Here is a 17,549-nt window from a genome sequence, read left to right on the forward strand (position 1 = left end):
CATGGTACTGATGATCGTCAGTGGACGTTCGGGTTCAGGTAAATCTGTCGCCCTGCGTGCGCTGGAAGATATGGGTTTTTACTGCGTGGATAACCTTCCCGTGGTGTTGTTACCCGATCTGGCCCGTACCCTGGCCGATCGCGAGATTTCTGCCGCCGTCAGCATTGATGTTCGTAATATGCCGGAGTCGCCAGAAATATTCGAACAGGCGATGAGCAATCTGCCTGATGCTTTCTCACCGCAACTGCTGTTCCTGGATGCCGACCGTAACACGTTAATACGCCGTTACAGCGATACGCGCCGCCTGCACCCACTTTCCAGCAAAAATCTGTCGCTGGAGAGCGCTATCGACAAAGAAAGCGATCTGCTGGAGCCACTGCGTTCGCGGGCGGATTTGATTGTCGATACGTCAGAAATGTCCGTTCACGAGCTGGCGGAAATGCTGCGTACCCGTCTGCTGGGTAAACGCGAGCGTGAACTGACGATGGTCTTTGAGTCCTTCGGCTTCAAGCACGGCATTCCTATTGATGCGGATTATGTCTTTGACGTGCGTTTCCTGCCGAACCCGCACTGGGACCCGAAACTGCGTCCGATGACCGGCCTTGATAAACCTGTCGCTGCGTTCCTCGATCGTCACACAGAAGTACACAATTTCATCTACCAGACGCGCAGCTATCTTGAGCTATGGTTACCTATGCTGGAAACCAACAACCGTAGCTACCTGACGGTCGCCATTGGTTGTACTGGCGGGAAGCACCGTTCGGTGTATATTGCAGAACAACTGGCAGACTACTTCCGCTCACGCGGTAAAAACGTCCAGTCACGCCATCGCACGCTGGAAAAACGCAAACCATGACCGTCAAGCAAACTGTCGAAATCACTAACAAGCTGGGCATGCATGCCCGGCCTGCTATGAAACTCTTTGAATTAATGCAAGGTTTTGACGCTGAAGTGCTGTTACGTAATGACGAAGGCACCGAGGCTGAAGCCAACAGCGTTATTGCGCTCTTGATGCTGGACTCTGCCAAAGGACGACAGATTGAAGTCGAAGCGACAGGCCCACAGGAAGTCGAAGCGCTGGCTGCGGTTATTGCTCTCTTTAATTCCGGTTTCGATGAAGATTAATCTTCATCCCTCTGACATTTAAATTCCCCCTCCTCAGCCCTTCAGGGCAATAAGAAAAGCGCGTACTGAAATCGTCATCAATGAACGTCATTTGTACATTTCGTGCGCTTTTCCATACACACAAAACCTTAAGAAAACCTTAAAAAGCCTTGTTTAGGTTTCGTTTAAGTTAAGCCCCCATACTGGAGACTGTCAGAAAATATTTCCAGGAGATGGCATGATTCGCTTATCTGAACAAAGTCCCCTGGGCACCGGAAGACATCGGAAATGTTACGCGCATCCGGAAGATGCCCAACGCTGTATCAAGATTGTCTACCACCGTGGCGACGGTGGCGATAAAGAGATCCGCCGCGAGTTAAAGTACTATGCGCACCTTGGTCGTCGTTTGAAAGACTGGAGCGGTATTCCACGCTATCACGGTACAGTTGAGACTGATTGCGGAACCGGTTATGTCTACGATGTCATTGCCGATTTTGATGGCAAGCCGTCTATTACATTGACCGAATTTGCTAAACAATGCCGTTACGAAGAAGATATCGCGCAACTGCGCCAGTTACTGAAACACCTGAAGCGTTATTTGCAGGATAATCGCATCGTGACGATGTCGCTGAAGCCGCAGAATATCCTCTGCCACCGTATCAGCGAGTCAGAAATTATTCCCGTCGTCTGTGACAACATTGGTGAAAGCACGTGGATTCCGCTGGCGACCTGGTCGAAGTGGTGTTGTCTACGTAAGCAAAAGCGATTGTGGCAACGTTTTATCGCGCAACCCGCGCTAGCTGTTGCGCTGCAGAAAGAGACGCTATCTTGTGAGAACAAGAAACTCTCACTCACTTCGCACGAAGCTTAATATAGTTGGTGTTGTCGCATAAACGACTCACCGCCTAATTGATGCATTTGCCGCAAAATCCACGCCTGACGGCTACGCACGTAGCCTGATGGTGCAGAGACTTTGAAACGGAGTGGGTTGGGTAATACTGCAGCCAGTAACGCCGCTTCCGACTGGGTGAGTTTGCTGGCAGGTTTATGGAAATAACGTTGCGCTGCGGCTTCAACACCAAATACCCCTTCACCAAATTCGGCTACATTCAGGTAAACCGTCAGGATACGCTTTTTGCTCCAGACCGTTTCTATCCCCAATGTTAACCCGGCTTCCAGCCCTTTTCGTACCCAACTACGCCCATCCCATAAAAAGAGATTTTTGGCTGTCTGCTGTGAAATTGTTGATGCGCCGCGAACGCGGTTTTCATTGCGTTCATTGTGCGCCAGCGCTTTCTCAATAGAAGCCACATCAAAGCCCCAATGGTCGGGGAATTTCTGATCTTCTGCGGCAATCACCGCCAGCCCCATCCACGGCGAGATTTGATCCAGACTAACCCAATCAGAATGCGCCACGTAACGAAAGTTACCATGCAACCAGGCACTCACCTGACGCTCAGCCATTACCGCCGAGAACGGAACTGGCGCTATGCTAAACAACGCGATACCCCCACCCCAGAACACGGCAAGGGCAACCACTAACCGCAGAAGAAAACGGCGGACGAAACCGAACGCCGTTAAGCGGCTTTTACTCATGCAGCCAGAACCAGCACGCGGGAAACCAGCTTATCAATGCCGCTCGCCGCTTCCGCAATGTTCTGCGCCAGCATATACGCTGGTGTAGTGACAATCTTATTGTCTTCATCAACAACGATATCATCGACCGGGCACGGCACATGCTCTGCGCCCATCTCTTCCAGTACTTCTGCGGTATCGATATCTGTGCCAATGGTCAAACGCAGCGGGAAATCGAAAATTTTAGGCAGCATCGCCGGGGCAATGCACATAAAGCCAAGCGGTTTACCTGCCTGATGCATCGCTTGCGCCAGCGCCTTTAATTCACGGTCAACGGTGCATTCACTGCCAAGGCTGGCAAAATTGCTTAAATTTTTCGCCGCACCAAAACCACCTGGCACAATCAACGCATCCAGTTCGGCGGCATCGGCCTGAGCCAGAGGACGGATCTCACCACGCGTTATACGTGCTGCTTCAATCAACACATTGCGCGTTTCCGCCATCGGCTCGCCAGTTAAATGGTTGATAACATCAACCTGCTGCTTATCCGGCGCAAAGCAGACCGCCTGCGCACCGTTGCGTGAAATTGCTAATAACGTCAAAACCGCTTCATGGATTTCAGAACCGTCATAGACACCGCACCCGCTCAGAACTACGCCAATTTTCTTCATTGTGATCATCCTTTCGCAACTGACTGAAACACATTAATCTTTTTAATAAGAATGCTACGCATCACACATTTAACTGATTCATGTAACAAATCATTTAAGATTTGCTATCTTAACTGCGTGCGGCCTGAAAAACAGTGCTGCGCCCTTGTAACTCATCATAATAATTTACGGCGCAGCCAAGATTTCCCTGGTGTTGGCGCAGTATTCGCGCACCCCGGTCTAGCCGGGGTCATTTTTTAGCAGCTTTCGCAACCCACGCTTTCAGTACTTCTACGTCGTGACGCCACTCTTCTTTCATCTCTTCAATCCATTCACCAACATTATCTTCCCACGCAGGAAGATCGGGAGACTGGATCTGCTGACCAAGCTGCTGCAGATGGCGTAACCCCACTGACCCCGCCGCACCTTTAATTTTGTGACCTTCCTCGACGATGCCTTTTTTATCTTGCGCCGTCAGATTCGATTCCAACACGCTCACATAGCCCGGCATCATTTTCTCAAACACCGCTAACCCGTCAGTGATCAGCTTCGGCCCTACAAGTTCGAGATACTGTTCCAGCATAGGAATATCAAGCAATGCTTCCGATTTACCGCTCTCTTCTGTCGTCATCGTGCTTTCCTCATCATCCTGGGTATCCCAGAATTTCTTGATCATCGCAGTTAGCGCCGGCACAGAAAGCGGCTTACTCAGCACATCATCCATTCCGGCATTGAGGTACTCTTGTTTATCTTTCAGCACATTGGCAGTTAAAGCCACCAGCGGCGGTAAATCTTCGCGCGGATAACGCTTCGTCAGTTCACGAGAGATATCCAGCCCGGTCATATCCGGTAACTGAATATCCAGCAACACCAGGTCGTATTCGCCAGGTTTAAACATCTCCAGCGCCGCCTTACCGGTCATCGCTACGTCGACAGTATTGCCGAGCTTTTCCAGCACCGAGCGTGCAACAATAACGTTCAGTTCAATATCTTCTACCAGCAGCACATTCAGCGCCGGTAAAGGCATATCATCTTCGTCAAACGCATCATCCACTTCTTCCGCCACCGACGGTGCATGGATCGTCAAAGTAAAGGTTGAACCTTTCCCTTGTTCGCTGGTGACGGTGATATCCCCCCCCATATTTTTCGCCAGCCGACGAGAAACCGCCAGACCAATACCGGTGCCGGTGGCAGGTTTACCGCCGTGGCTGTCTTTCACCTGGTAATACATAGCAAAAATTTTATCCAGTTCATCCTGCGGAATACCGATGCCAGAATCTTCCACTTCAAAATGCAACATGCCCCCTTCGTCATAACGCACACGAACGGTCACTTGCCCCTTCTGAGTGAATTTGACGGCGTTACTGATTAAGTTCCACAGGATCTGGCGTAAACGTGTGCCGTCGGTAATGATCTGATGCGGCAACGGCAGCGTCGGTTCCAGAATAAAACGCAGCCCTTTTTGCTGTGCCTGTAATGCGGAGAGGTTTTCCAGATCGGCAAGAAAGCTGGTGAAATCAACCGGCTGGTTATCAAGTTGAACTTTACGCCGCTCCATCTTATCCATGTCGATAATATCGTTGAAGATATTCCCCAATGTGACGGCGGAAACATGGATAGTTTTGAGATATTTTTCCTGCTCAGCGGTGAGTTCCGTATCCAGCAAGATACGACTTAATCCAACGATACCGTTCAGCGGTGTACGCAACTCATGGCTGATTGTCGAGATAAAAGTAGTTTTGTCGCGGCTGGCGCGTTCGAGCGCATCCTGATAACGCTTACGCTCGGTAATGTCGCGACCAAAGCCCATCAAACCGTGGCGTTTACCTACACGGTCGTAGTACGGCACTTTACGGATTTCAAAGCAGGCTTTGCGCCCGTCCGGATAATCCAGCCACTGTTCATAGGTCAGCGACACATTATGACGGAACACTTTCTCATCGGTTTCAATGACTTTTGCTGCGGCTTCCGGCGAGTAAACATCAGCAGGCTTCAGATGCACCAGTTGTTTTTCACTTTTCCCGGTCAGCAGCTCCATCGCGCGATTACAGCCGGAAAACTCTTTATCTTCGTTACGATAAAAAACCAGGTCGGGTGAAGCATCAAGGAAGGAACGTAAGAATGAGGATTGCTGTTCGAGCTGAATCTGCGTCTCTTCGCGCTCTTTGATTTCAATTTTCAACTGACCGAAGGTTTCCTGCAATTCAGCTTCTGCTTTTTCACGAACGGCAATTTCCTGATTAAGCTGGGTAATATTATCTTTCAGTTGTACGTTGAGGCTCAGATCGCGCTCGCGCATCTCCTCCAGCTTTTGCACCAGCCGGGACAGACGTTGCCGTGATTCTTCCAGTTGCTCCACCACTACCGAAAGAAAGTAAACCGCCCACGGTGTAATCAACAAACCAAAGAAGATGGAACGGATAACATCAATACTTTCAACTTCACCATGCAGCACCATGGTCACCGCCATTTGAACCACAATGGCGAGCACCACCAGCGCCAGCGCCAGTAGCATTGAGAAGCGCACCAGACCTAACTTCATCATCAGGTCAACATAGTACTGCGCCAACAAACGAATTTGCTTCATTTAAGGAATTCCTTCACGACAACCTGCCACAATAATACCCAATTCTGACAGTTACGCTGAAAATTGTGTGAGAAATGCGGAATTCCCCAGATTAACTACGAGGAAGGTGGCATCCACGGGCGTCCCAACGCCGATCCCTGCACGCCGTGTTCAGTAAGATAGCGATCCAGCTCGACCATTCCCGTCCAGCGATTTTCACACCACAGTGGGGCAAGTAGCGTCGGGCGACGGGCGCTGGCGGAAATACGATGATAGATAACTTCCGGTGGTGTATGGCGGATCATTTCTCCCGCTGTCAGCGTGTAATCGTCCAGTTCAATACCGTTCAAACGCCCCGCTTCCCATGCTTTCGCCATAATGCTGCCTTTCACGATATGCAGCGGATGCAGTTTTATGCCGTCAACACCGGTTTCCACCACCTGCTCCAGCGTTTGCAGACATTCAGTGCGTCCTTCACCCGGCAGGCCGACAATTAAGTGCGAGCACACTTTCAGCCCGCGTTCACGTGCCCGTTGCGTCGTGCGTTGATAACAGGCGAAATCATGGCCACGGTTAATACGGTGTAGCGTTTTGTCATGAGCGGTTTGCAGTCCCAGTTCCAGCCACACTTCATAACCCTGATCTTTATATTCGCAAAGCAGATCCAGCACAGCATCCGGTACGCAGTCCGGGCGGGTGCCAACACACAAACCGACAATATTGGCCTGACTCACCGCCTGCTGATACATAGAGCGCAGTACCTGAACTTCCGCAAAGGTGCTGGTATAAGCCTGAAAGTAAGCCAGATAGCGTTTCGCGCGATTAACTAAATTTGCCTGATGCGCCAGTTGTTCGGCAATAGAACGATGTTGCTGTTCTTCGTCGGCAAACGAGGCAACATTACAGAATGTGCAGCCACCGCGTCCGATGGTGCCATCACGATTCGGGCAGCTAAAACCACCGTGCAGCGTCAGTTTATGCACCTTTTGCCCGTAACGACGGGTAAGATCTCCACCAAACATATTGACTAATTTCTGTAACTGCATAATCTGATAGACCGCGCCTTGAAAAGAGGCCAAAGCCTGCCATTTTTAGCTCAATTCCGCGATGACCTGGATCAATCGCCCTGGCCTGCCTTTACCAACTGCATATTCAATCACAATTACTGAGATTTAATGCAATATCGTATTAATTACTTTTCCTTATCTTGCGTCGGATTTTTTTATCCGCTAATGGATTTTAAACAAAAACAGTAGTATGAAACGCCTTTATCTCTCAATGCAGTATAAAATGCTGGTTTAAGCGTCAGTTCAAGGCAGGATAAGGGTTAACACGCCTCTATAGTAGTCAGGAACTCAACGTTTTCCTTTTTCACCCCACTTTAATTCAAAATAAGATATTTCATTTAATTTCAATAAATTAATGAATATTTTTGCGCTAAAGCACATTTCTATACCAATAAGCTTGCCATTTGACCTGTGTCGCCTTTACCGATAAGTTGGAAATCCGCTGGAAGCTTTCTGGATGAGCAGCCTGCTCATCATATTTATGCAGTAATTGAGATCCCCTCTTCACCGTATTAACCGATGCGAAAAGGACAAAAAAAGGGGGCGAATGCGAGGTAAGCGTATGAAACGCAAACCCCGTCGCCACGCTCTTTCTGTGCCCGTGCGTTACGGTTCGGAAGTGGGGTTCCCGCAGAGCCTGGGGGAGGTTCACGATATGTTGTACGATAAATCCCTTGAGAGGGACAACTGTGGTTTCGGCCTGATCGCCCACATAGAAGGCGAACCTAGCCACAAGGTAGTGCGTACGGCAATACACGCACTGGCCCGCATGCAGCACCGTGGCGCGATTCTCGCTGATGGTAAAACCGGCGACGGTTGCGGCTTGCTGTTACAAAAACCGGATCGCTTTTTTCGCATCGTTGCGCAAGAACGCGGCTGGCGTTTAGCGAAAAACTACGCCGTCGGGATGATCTTTCTGAATAAAGATCCCGAACTCGCCGCTGCCGCACGCCGCATCGTTGAAGAAGAGCTGCAACGCGAAACATTGTCGATTGTGGGCTGGCGTGATGTCCCCACCAACGAAGGCGTACTGGGTGAAATTGCCCTCTCCTCTCTGCCACGCATTGAGCAAATTTTCGTTAACGCTCCGGCTGGCTGGCGTCCGCGCGATATGGAACGCCGTCTGTTTATCGCCCGTCGCCGCATTGAGAAACGTCTCGAATCCGATAAAGACTTCTACATCTGTAGCCTGTCGAATCTGGTCAACATCTATAAAGGTCTGTGTATGCCGGCGGATTTGCCGCGCTTTTACCTGGATCTTGCGGATCTGCGTCTGGAATCAGCTATCTGCCTGTTCCATCAACGCTTCTCCACCAACACCGTGCCGCGCTGGCCACTGGCGCAGCCATTCCGTTACCTCGCACATAACGGTGAAATCAACACCATCACCGGTAACCGTCAGTGGGCACGTGCCCGTACTTATAAATTCCAGACGCCGCTAATCCCCGATTTACACGACGCAGCACCGTTTGTGAACGAAACCGGCTCCGACTCCAGCTCGATGGATAACATGCTGGAACTGCTGCTGGCGGGCGGGATGGATATCATCCGCGCCATGCGCCTGTTAGTGCCACCTGCCTGGCAGAACAACCCGGATATGGACCCGGAACTGCGCGCGTTCTTCGACTTTAACTCCATGCATATGGAGCCGTGGGATGGCCCGGCGGGCATCGTGATGTCCGACGGTCGTTTCGCCGCCTGTAACCTCGACCGTAACGGTCTGCGTCCGGCACGCTACGTCATCACCAAAGATAAGTTGATCACCTGCGCCTCTGAAGTCGGCATCTGGGATTATCAGCCTGATGAAGTGGTGGAAAAAGGCCGCGTCGGGCCAGGTGAGCTGATGGTGATCGACACTCGCAGTGGGCGTATTCTGCACTCGGCGGAAACCGATGATGACCTGAAAAGCCGCCATCCGTACAAAGAGTGGATGGCGAAAAACGTCCGCCGTCTGGTGCCGTTTGAAGACTTGCCTGATGAAGAAGTGGGGAGTCGCGAACTTGACGACGACACGCTTGCCAGCTACCAGAAACAGTTTAACTACAGCGCGGAAGAGTTGGATTCCGTGATCCGCGTACTGGGCGAAAACGGCCAGGAAGCCGTCGGTTCGATGGGCGACGACACCCCATTCGCCGTGCTCTCCAGCCAGCCGCGTATTATTTACGACTACTTCCGTCAGCAATTTGCCCAGGTGACTAACCCGCCAATCGACCCCCTGCGTGAAGCGCATGTCATGTCGCTCGCCACCAGCATCGGTCGTGAAATGAACGTCTTCTGCGAAGCAGAAGGCCAGGCGCACCGCTTAAGCTTTAAATCGCCAATTCTGCTCTACTCCGATTTCAAACAGCTCACGACCATGAAAGAGGAGCACTATCGCGCAGATACGCTGGATATCACCTTTGACGTTAGCAAAACCACGCTTGAAGCGACGGTTAAAGAGCTGTGCGATAAAGCCGAAAAAATGGTACGTAGCGGCACCGTGCTACTGGTACTTTCAGACCGAAATATCGGTAAAGATCGCCTGCCGGTTCCGGCTCCGATGGCGGTTGGCGCGATCCAGACCCGTCTGGTCGATCAAAGCCTGCGTTGCGATGCCAACATCATCGTCGAAACCGCCAGCGCCCGCGATCCGCACCACTTCGCTGTGCTGCTGGGCTTCGGTGCAACCGCCATTTATCCGTACCTTGCCTATGAAACGCTGGGACGCTTAATCGACACCCATGCGATTGCCAAAGACTATCGTACCGTGATGCTGAACTACCGTAACGGCATCAACAAAGGCTTGTACAAAATCATGTCCAAAATGGGCATCTCCACCATCGCCTCTTACCGCTGCTCGAAACTGTTCGAAGCAGTCGGTCTGCACGATGACGTGATGAGCCTGTGCTTCCAGGGCGCAGTCAGCCGCATTGGCGGCGCGAGCTTTGAAGATTTCCAGCAGGATCTGCTGAATCTTTCAAAACGTGCCTGGCTGGCGCGTAAACCCATCAGCCAGGGCGGCTTGTTAAAATACGTGCATGGCGGCGAATACCACGCCTACAACCCGGACGTCGTGCGCACACTGCAACAGGCAGTTCAGAGTGGCGAGTACAGCGACTATCAGGAATACGCGAAGCTGGTTAACGAGCGTCCGGCAACGACACTGCGCGATCTGCTGGCGATTACTCCGGGTGATGATGCGGTCAACATTGCTGATGTTGAACCAGCCAGTGAACTGTTTAAACGCTTCGATACCGCAGCGATGTCTATCGGCGCATTAAGCCCGGAAGCCCACGAAGCGCTGGCGGAAGCGATGAACAGCATCGGCGGTAACTCTAACTCCGGGGAAGGCGGTGAAGATCCGGCGCGTTACGGCACCAATAAAGTCTCACGTATCAAACAAGTCGCTTCTGGCCGCTTCGGCGTAACCCCGGCGTATCTGGTTAACGCCGACGTGATTCAGATTAAAGTCGCTCAGGGCGCGAAACCGGGCGAAGGTGGTCAGTTACCTGGCGATAAAGTCACGCCGTATATCGCCAAACTGCGCTACTCCGTGCCGGGCGTAACGCTGATCTCCCCGCCGCCGCACCACGATATCTACTCTATCGAGGATTTAGCACAGCTTATTTTCGACCTGAAACAGGTTAACCCGAAAGCGATGATCTCCGTCAAACTGGTTTCTGAACCAGGCGTCGGAACTATCGCAACTGGCGTTGCGAAAGCGTATGCCGATTTAATCACCATCGCGGGCTATGACGGCGGCACCGGCGCAAGCCCGCTCTCCTCGGTGAAATACGCAGGCTGCCCGTGGGAGCTGGGTCTGGTGGAAACTCAGCAGGCACTGGTGGCTAACGGCCTGCGCCATAAAATTCGTTTGCAGGTTGATGGCGGCCTGAAAACAGGCGTTGATATCATCAAAGCGGCAATTCTCGGCGCGGAAAGCTTTGGCTTTGGCACCGGTCCGATGGTGGCGCTGGGTTGTAAATACCTGCGTATTTGCCACCTGAACAACTGCGCCACCGGCGTAGCAACTCAGGACGAAAAACTGCGTAAGAATCACTATCACGGCTTACCGTTCAAAGTGACTAACTACTTTGAGTTTATCGCCCGTGAAACCCGCGAGCTGATGGCGCAACTGGGTGTAACACGTCTGGTCGATCTGATTGGTCGTACCGACCTGCTCAAAGAGCTGGATGGTTTCACAGCAAAACAACAGAAACTGGAGCTGTCTCGCCTGCTGGAGACCGCCGAGCCACATCCGGGTAAAGCGCTCTATTGCACTGAGAAAAACCCACCGTTTGATAACGGCATACTCAACGCGCAGTTGCTGCAACAGGCGAAACCGTTTGTCGATGAGCGCCAGAGCAAAACCTTCTGGTTCGATATTCGCAACACCGACCGTTCCGTGGGCGCATCACTCTCTGGCTACATCGCGCAAACACACGGCGATCAGGGGCTGGCAGCCGATCCTATCAAAGCGTACTTCAACGGCACCGCGGGTCAGAGCTTCGGCGTGTGGAACGCAGGCGGCGTGGAGCTGTATCTGACTGGCGATGCTAACGACTATGTTGGTAAAGGCATGGCAGGCGGCTTAATCGCCATTCGTCCACCCGTGGGTTCGGCCTTCCGCAGCCATGAGGCGAGCATTATCGGCAACACCTGCCTGTATGGCGCGACCGGTGGTCGTCTGTATGCCGCAGGCCGTGCAGGAGAACGTTTCGGTGTGCGTAACTCTGGTGCTATCACTGTGGTAGAAGGCATTGGCGACAACGGTTGTGAATATATGACCGGCGGTATCGTCTGTATTCTGGGTAAAACCGGCGTTAACTTTGGCGCAGGCATGACCGGGGGCTTCGCTTACGTTCTCGACGAAAGTGGTGATTTCCGCAAACGCGTTAACCCGGAACTGGTGGAAGTGTTAAGCGTTGACTCCCTGGCGATCCATGAAGAGCATCTGCGTGGTCTTATCACCGAGCATGTGCAACACACCGGTTCCCAGCGTGGTGAAGAGATCCTGGCTAACTGGTCAACCTTCGCCAGCAAATTCGCGCTGGTTAAACCGAAGTCCAGTGATGTAAAAGCACTGCTGGGTCACCGTAGTCGTAGTGCAGCAGAGTTGCGCGTGCAGGCGCAGTAAGGGGTAGCAACAATGAGTCAGAATGTTTATCAATTTATCGACCTGCAGCGCGTTGATCCGCCAAAGAAACCGCTGAAGATCCGCAAAATTGAGTTCGTCGAAATTTACGAGCCGTTTTCCGAAGGCCAGGCCAAAGCGCAGGCTGACCGCTGCCTGTCGTGTGGCAACCCATACTGCGAATGGAAATGCCCGGTACACAACTACATCCCGAACTGGCTGAAGCTCGCCAACGAGGGGCGGATTTTTGAAGCGGCAGAACTGTCGCATCAAACTAATACCCTGCCGGAAGTGTGTGGACGCGTCTGCCCACAGGATCGCCTGTGCGAAGGCTCCTGCACCCTGAATGATGAATTTGGCGCGGTGACCATCGGTAACATTGAACGCTATATCAATGATAAAGCGTTCGAAATGGGCTGGCGTCCGGATATGTCTGGCGTAAAACAGACCGGTAAAAAAGTGGCGATTATCGGCGCAGGTCCGGCGGGGCTGGCGTGTGCGGATGTGTTAACGCGCAACGGTGTGAAAGCTGTCGTCTTCGACCGTCATCCGGAAATCGGCGGTCTGCTGACCTTTGGCATTCCGGCCTTCAAGCTGGAAAAAGAGGTGATGACGCGCCGCCGTGAAATCTTCACCGGCATGGGCATTGAGTTCCAACTCAATACCGAAGTGGGTCGTGACGTACAACTGGACGATCTACTGAACGATTACGATGCAGTGTTCCTCGGTGTCGGGACCTATCAGTCAATGCGCGGTGGACTGGAAAACGAAGACGCCGACGGCGTGTACGCGGCGCTACCGTTCCTCATCGCCAACACCAAACAGTTAATGGGTTTTGGCGAAACCAACGAAGAACCGTTCGTCAGCATGGAAGGCAAACGCGTAGTGGTACTTGGCGGCGGCGACACCGCGATGGACTGCGTGCGCACTTCCGTGCGCCAGGGAGCGAAGCACGTCACCTGTGCCTATCGTCGTGATGAAGAGAACATGCCGGGTTCCCGTCGCGAAGTGAAAAACGCGCGGGAAGAAGGTGTGGAGTTCAAATTCAACGTCCAGCCGCTGGGTATTGAAGTGAATGGCAACGGCAAAGTCAGCGGCGTGAAAATGGTGCGTACCGAAATGGGCGAACCCGATGCTAAAGGCCGTCGCCGCGCGGAGATTGTCGCAGGCTCTGAACATATCATTCCGGCAGATGCGGTGATCATGGCGTTTGGTTTCCGTCCACACAGCATGGAATGGCTGGCACAACACAGCGTCGAACTGGATCCCCAGGGCCGCATTATCGCTCCAGAGCGAAGCGACAACGCCTTCCAGACCAGCAACCCGAAAATCTTCGCCGGTGGTGACATTGTGCGAGGTTCAGACCTGGTGGTAACGGCAATTGCCGAAGGCCGCAAAGCTGCTGACGGGATCATGAACTGGCTGGAAGTATAACAAAAACCTCTCACGGCTCTATCATCATCCGTTTTATCTGGCCGGTGATAGGGCTGAAGCCCTCCCCCGAAACATCTCTCTCCTGAAAATTACACTCTGTGTCTGAAAGTATTCCCCCCCCTGACAATAAATTTGAATATCTCACTTAATAAATGGAGTCGTAATAAATACAGTTGTAAAAAATCATTAATTAAACCTAATTAAAAAACATTATTATTGATAAAACAATTCACAGCGTGAATGTTATTCTCATTAATTTTTAATAAAATATTAATGCCAACATATTCAAAGTAGAAATAAATAGTATAGATTACATTAAAATGCAAAATAGCCGTTCGGTTTTTAAGCGAAAAAAGCATCTATCTCCCAACAATTAAGAATACCCTTACGACAAATTAAATTCACAACATGAATAACATATATTAAATCATTAATCAGGTACTAATCTGATAATCAACCACAAAAAAAGATTTACCATAATATTAAATAACGCCGTAGACTTTCCGCATTAATATTTACCTCGGGTAAATTATTTATGCGTGGGTTATTCAACAAAAAAGTCAGCAAACAATATTTTATTTAGACCCAAATACAAGAATAAATAATATATTTATTAATAGCCCCTATAAAAATTTAAAGCGCAAGCACGGCTCTCACGTTAACTGTTAACGGAAAACAGTGCTTATTCACATTTAAATTTAAGGACAAATAATGAAAAAGTTAGTAAAAGCTGCACTGGCAACGGCGATGGTTATGGGATTTTCATCTTATGCAAATGCGGTGGGCAGCAATACCGGCACAGTCAATTTTATCGGTACGATTGAAGACTCTCCGTGCTCCATTGTGGTGGGTGACGAACATCAGACCGTTAACCTCGGCCATATCGGTACAGGTTCTCTGACTGGTGGCAAATCCTCCACGGCTGTGCCGTTCAAAATCCGTCTGGAACACTGCGTATTCACCACTGAAACCAAAATGTCCACGGTGTTCAGCGCAGCAGGTAACGAATCAACGGCCAACCCGGGCAACCTGGCACTGATGGGGGCCAGCGGTGAAATGAATGGGGCCAGTATTGTTATCGGAACCAGCAAAGGTGCAGCACTCAAACTGGGTACTGCGTCAGAAACCAAACTGCAGATGGATGGAAACACTCCGGCCAAAGGCCTGCCTAACCAGGAAGTCGATTTCAGCGCATGGGTGAAAGGCGACGCAACTGGCACAATTGATATTGGTGAATTCAATAGCCAGGTTAATTTCCAGATTAGCTACCTGTAATTTACCCGCTGTAATAAGTGCAATGCCCTGAACAAGGAATGTCAGGGCATTAATAAAAATTAAAAACACTCATTATTGTTATTATCAGGACGGTTTATCTGATGCAACACCATGCCCCTTTCCGCTTACGAATATTAAGTCTGGCAATCATGATGACGCTGACCGGTCTCTCCGGGAAAAGCAATGCAGAAGAGGCTGTTGAATTTAATACCCAATTTCTTGACGTAAAAGGTGGGACAAAAATTGATTTAGGAAAATTCTCCCGAAAAGGTTATGTCCTTCCGGGAAATTACAACTTGCAGGTTGTCGTAAATAAATATCCTCTGGCAGAGGAGAATGACATTCATTGGTATCCTAAAGAGGATGACCCGAGTAACAGCTTCCCTTGTCTTTCTCCCGATGTCATATCAAAGCTGGGACTAAAACCAGAATTAGTCGAAACATTACAATGGATTAAAGACGGCCAATGCCTGCAACCGGGCCAGATTGAAGGCATGGTAATACAGGCAAATTTAAGTCAGTCCCAGCTTGAGGTGACGATCCCCCAGGCCTGGCTGGAATATACCGACGCAGAATGGGATCCGCCCTCGCGCTGGGATGAAGGTATTCCCGGGTTGATATTCGATTACAACATGAATGCTCAGGTTCGCCATCAGCAGAATGATGGCGTCGATGAACATGACATCACGGCGAACGGTACTGTTGGCGGTAACCTGGGCGCATGGCGCTTACGTGCTGACTGGCAGGCCAGTTATCTGAATACCAGCGACAGTGAAGGGCAAGATCTGCGTGACTGGGAATGGAGCCGCTATTACGCATGGCGTGCATTACCCGGCCTTGGGGCAAAACTGACGCTCGGTGAAGACGCTCTTGCCTCGAATATCTTCGACACCTTTAACTACCTCGGTGCCAGCGTACAAACCGATGATCAAATGCTTCCGCCAAACCTGCGTGGCTATGCACCGGACATCTCTGGCGTCGCGCGTACCAATGCGAAAGTCACCGTAACGCAGCAAGGTCGCGTTATTTATGAGTCACAGGTTCCTGCTGGCCCATTCCATATTCAGGATATCAACGAAGCGGTATCCGGCGATTTACATGTCCGCATTGAAGAGCAAAGCGGCCAGGTTCAGGAATATGACGTCAGTACCGCCTCCATTCCCTTTTTAACCCGCCAGGGCATGGTGCGTTACAAAGGCACGGTGGGGCGTCCACAGGACTGGAACCATCACGCTGAAGGTAACGCGTTTGCCGCTGGTGAAGCATCATGGGGCTTTGCCAATAGCTGGTCGCTGTACGGCGGTGCTGTGGGTGAAGAACATTATCAGGCCGTCGCCATTGGTATCGGCCGCGATATGGCGGTACTGGGAGCACTCGCCCTTGACGTCACCCATTCACGAACTCAACTCCCGGAAGCGGGCGAATATGGACACGGTACTCTCCAGGGGAACTCCTATCGCATCAGCTACGCCAAAGATTTTGATCAGTTAAACAGCCGCTTTACCTTTGCCGGTTATCGGTTTTCCGAAGAAAACTACATGACGATGAGCGAATATCTCGATGCGCTGCATGATGACAACGTCCGTGCAGGCCACGATAAAGAGATGTACACCGTCAGCTATAGCCAGAATTTTAGCGACCCCGCGCTCAACGTTTACCTGACCTGGAACCGCCGGACATATTGGGACAGAGGAGACCAGAACAACTACAACCTCATGGTCTCTCATTATTTTGACGTCGGTTCAATGAAGAATATGAGCCTCTCTCTGACCGCTTATCGCAGTGAATATGACAATGAATCCGACGATGGTGTCTATGTTTCACTGATGATCCCCTGGGGCAACGATAAGTCCATCAGCTACAACGGCATGTTTAGCGACGACGACAATTCCAGCCAGGTCAGTTATTACCAGCGCCTGAACGATCGCAGCAACTATCAATTAAGTCTGGGCCAGTCCGGCAATAACACCCGGGCTGAAGGGTTCTACAGCCATGAAGGGAGTTATGCGGACGTGGACGTCAGCGCAAACTATCAGGAAGGCGATTACACCTCTGCGGGTCTGACGATGCGTGGCGGCGCAACGTTAACCGCAAAAGGTGGGGCATTACACCGCACGAATCTCTCTGGCGGCAGCCGTATTCTGGTCGATACCGGCGGCGTCGCTGATGTCCCCATCGGCGGTTACAACTCTCCGGTCTATTCCAATAGGTTCGGTAAGGCCGTTCTGACGGACGTCAATGACTATTACCGCAACCAAATTCGCATTGATATCAATCAATTGCCTGAAGATGCCGAGGCAACGCAATCTACTGTGCAGGCCACGCTTACCGAAGGTGCGATTGGCTATCGCGAATTTGGCGTGATCAGCGGTGAAAAAGCGATGGCCGTTCTGCGCATGGAAAATGGCGACTATCCCCCCTTTGGCGCGGAAGTTAAAAACAGCCACCAGCAGCAAATCGGGTTGGTTGATGACGACGGGCATGTCTATCTCGCTGGCGTAAAAGCGGGTGAAAACTTACAGGTTTACTGGTCAGGCGAAAAACAGTGTGACGTCTCATTGCCCGACCCGTTACCGAAAAACCTATTTAGTGGTTTGTTATTGCCGTGTCAGTTAGCCAACCCGGATAAACCGCGCCCAGCCATGGAGATAAAACCGATTATCCAGGAGCAGACACAGCGCATTACGCCATCGGCTAAACCAGAAGCATTATCAGACAACGCCTATTAATTATTCAGGAACAGGGAACATGGTAAATAACAACAT

The 17,549-nt window shown here is 51.1% G+C and carries 11 protein-coding genes; 7 read left to right on the plus strand and 4 right to left on the minus strand.

Annotated features, from left to right (window positions below; all coding sequences use genetic code 11):
- Position 1 precedes the first annotated feature (1 nt).
- From rapZ to yrbL, 3 genes are all read left to right on the plus strand, one after another.
- Entirely contained in the window at positions 2-856 is an 855-nt protein-coding gene (gene rapZ, locus A1SC_RS08755; RefSeq protein WP_000243741.1) for an RNase adapter RapZ, read from the plus strand.
- A complete protein-coding gene (gene npr / locus A1SC_RS08750) occupies positions 853-1,125 on the plus strand; it encodes a PTS phosphocarrier protein NPr (protein WP_000216792.1) in 273 nt (90 codons plus the stop codon). The genes rapZ and npr overlap by 4 nt, the downstream gene beginning before the upstream one ends.
- A 217-nt stretch (positions 1,126-1,342) precedes the next feature.
- Positions 1,343-1,975, plus strand: a complete 633-nt coding sequence (yrbL, locus tag A1SC_RS08745; RefSeq protein WP_000620415.1) for a PhoP regulatory network protein YrbL — start codon at positions 1,343-1,345, stop codon at positions 1,973-1,975.
- Here yrbL and mtgA read toward each other — a convergent pair.
- From mtgA to A1SC_RS08725, 4 genes are all read right to left on the minus strand, one after another.
- The gene (gene mtgA / locus A1SC_RS08740; protein WP_000047056.1) at positions 1,972-2,700 is read right to left on the minus strand and encodes a monofunctional biosynthetic peptidoglycan transglycosylase; all 729 of its coding nucleotides are present in this window, start codon (positions 2,698-2,700) and stop codon (positions 1,972-1,974) included. The two genes, yrbL and mtgA, sit on opposite strands and share 4 nt — an antisense overlap.
- Positions 2,697-3,350 (minus strand): isoprenoid biosynthesis glyoxalase ElbB, encoded by a 654-nt coding sequence (gene elbB, locus A1SC_RS08735; RefSeq protein WP_016262590.1) that lies wholly within the window; start codon positions 3,348-3,350, stop codon positions 2,697-2,699. Before elbB ends, mtgA begins: the two co-directional genes overlap by 4 nt.
- Positions 3,351-3,579: 229 nt before the next feature.
- Entirely contained in the window at positions 3,580-5,916 is a 2,337-nt protein-coding gene (gene arcB / locus A1SC_RS08730; RefSeq protein WP_000809746.1) for an aerobic respiration two-component sensor histidine kinase ArcB, read from the minus strand.
- Between the two features lie 95 nt (positions 5,917-6,011).
- Entirely contained in the window at positions 6,012-6,941 is a 930-nt protein-coding gene (locus A1SC_RS08725; protein ID WP_001517170.1) for a tRNA modification radical SAM protein MnmL/YtqA, read from the minus strand.
- A 676-nt stretch (positions 6,942-7,617) separates the two neighbouring features.
- Between A1SC_RS08725 and gltB the strand changes: the two genes are divergently transcribed.
- From gltB to A1SC_RS08705, 4 genes are all read left to right on the plus strand, one after another.
- Positions 7,618-12,078, plus strand: a complete 4,461-nt coding sequence (gene gltB, locus A1SC_RS08720) for a glutamate synthase large subunit (RefSeq protein ID WP_032141514.1) — start codon at positions 7,618-7,620, stop codon at positions 12,076-12,078.
- A gap of 12 nt (positions 12,079-12,090) precedes the next feature.
- Positions 12,091-13,509 carry a glutamate synthase subunit GltD gene (gene gltD / locus A1SC_RS08715; RefSeq protein WP_000081688.1) on the plus strand — a complete coding sequence of 473 codons (1,419 nt, stop codon included), beginning with the start codon at positions 12,091-12,093 and terminating at the stop codon, positions 13,507-13,509.
- A gap of 711 nt (positions 13,510-14,220) precedes the next feature.
- Complete coding sequence (locus A1SC_RS08710) at positions 14,221-14,784, plus strand: fimbrial protein (RefSeq protein ID WP_016262592.1); 564 nt, start codon at positions 14,221-14,223, stop codon at positions 14,782-14,784.
- 101 nt (positions 14,785-14,885) lie between these two features.
- Positions 14,886-17,513, plus strand: a complete 2,628-nt coding sequence (locus A1SC_RS08705; protein ID WP_016262593.1) for an outer membrane usher protein — start codon at positions 14,886-14,888, stop codon at positions 17,511-17,513.
- Positions 17,514-17,549 lie beyond the last annotated feature (36 nt).

The organism is Escherichia sp. KTE52 (genome assembly GCF_000408325.1).
Lineage (GTDB): Bacteria > Pseudomonadota > Gammaproteobacteria > Enterobacterales > Enterobacteriaceae > Escherichia > Escherichia marmotae.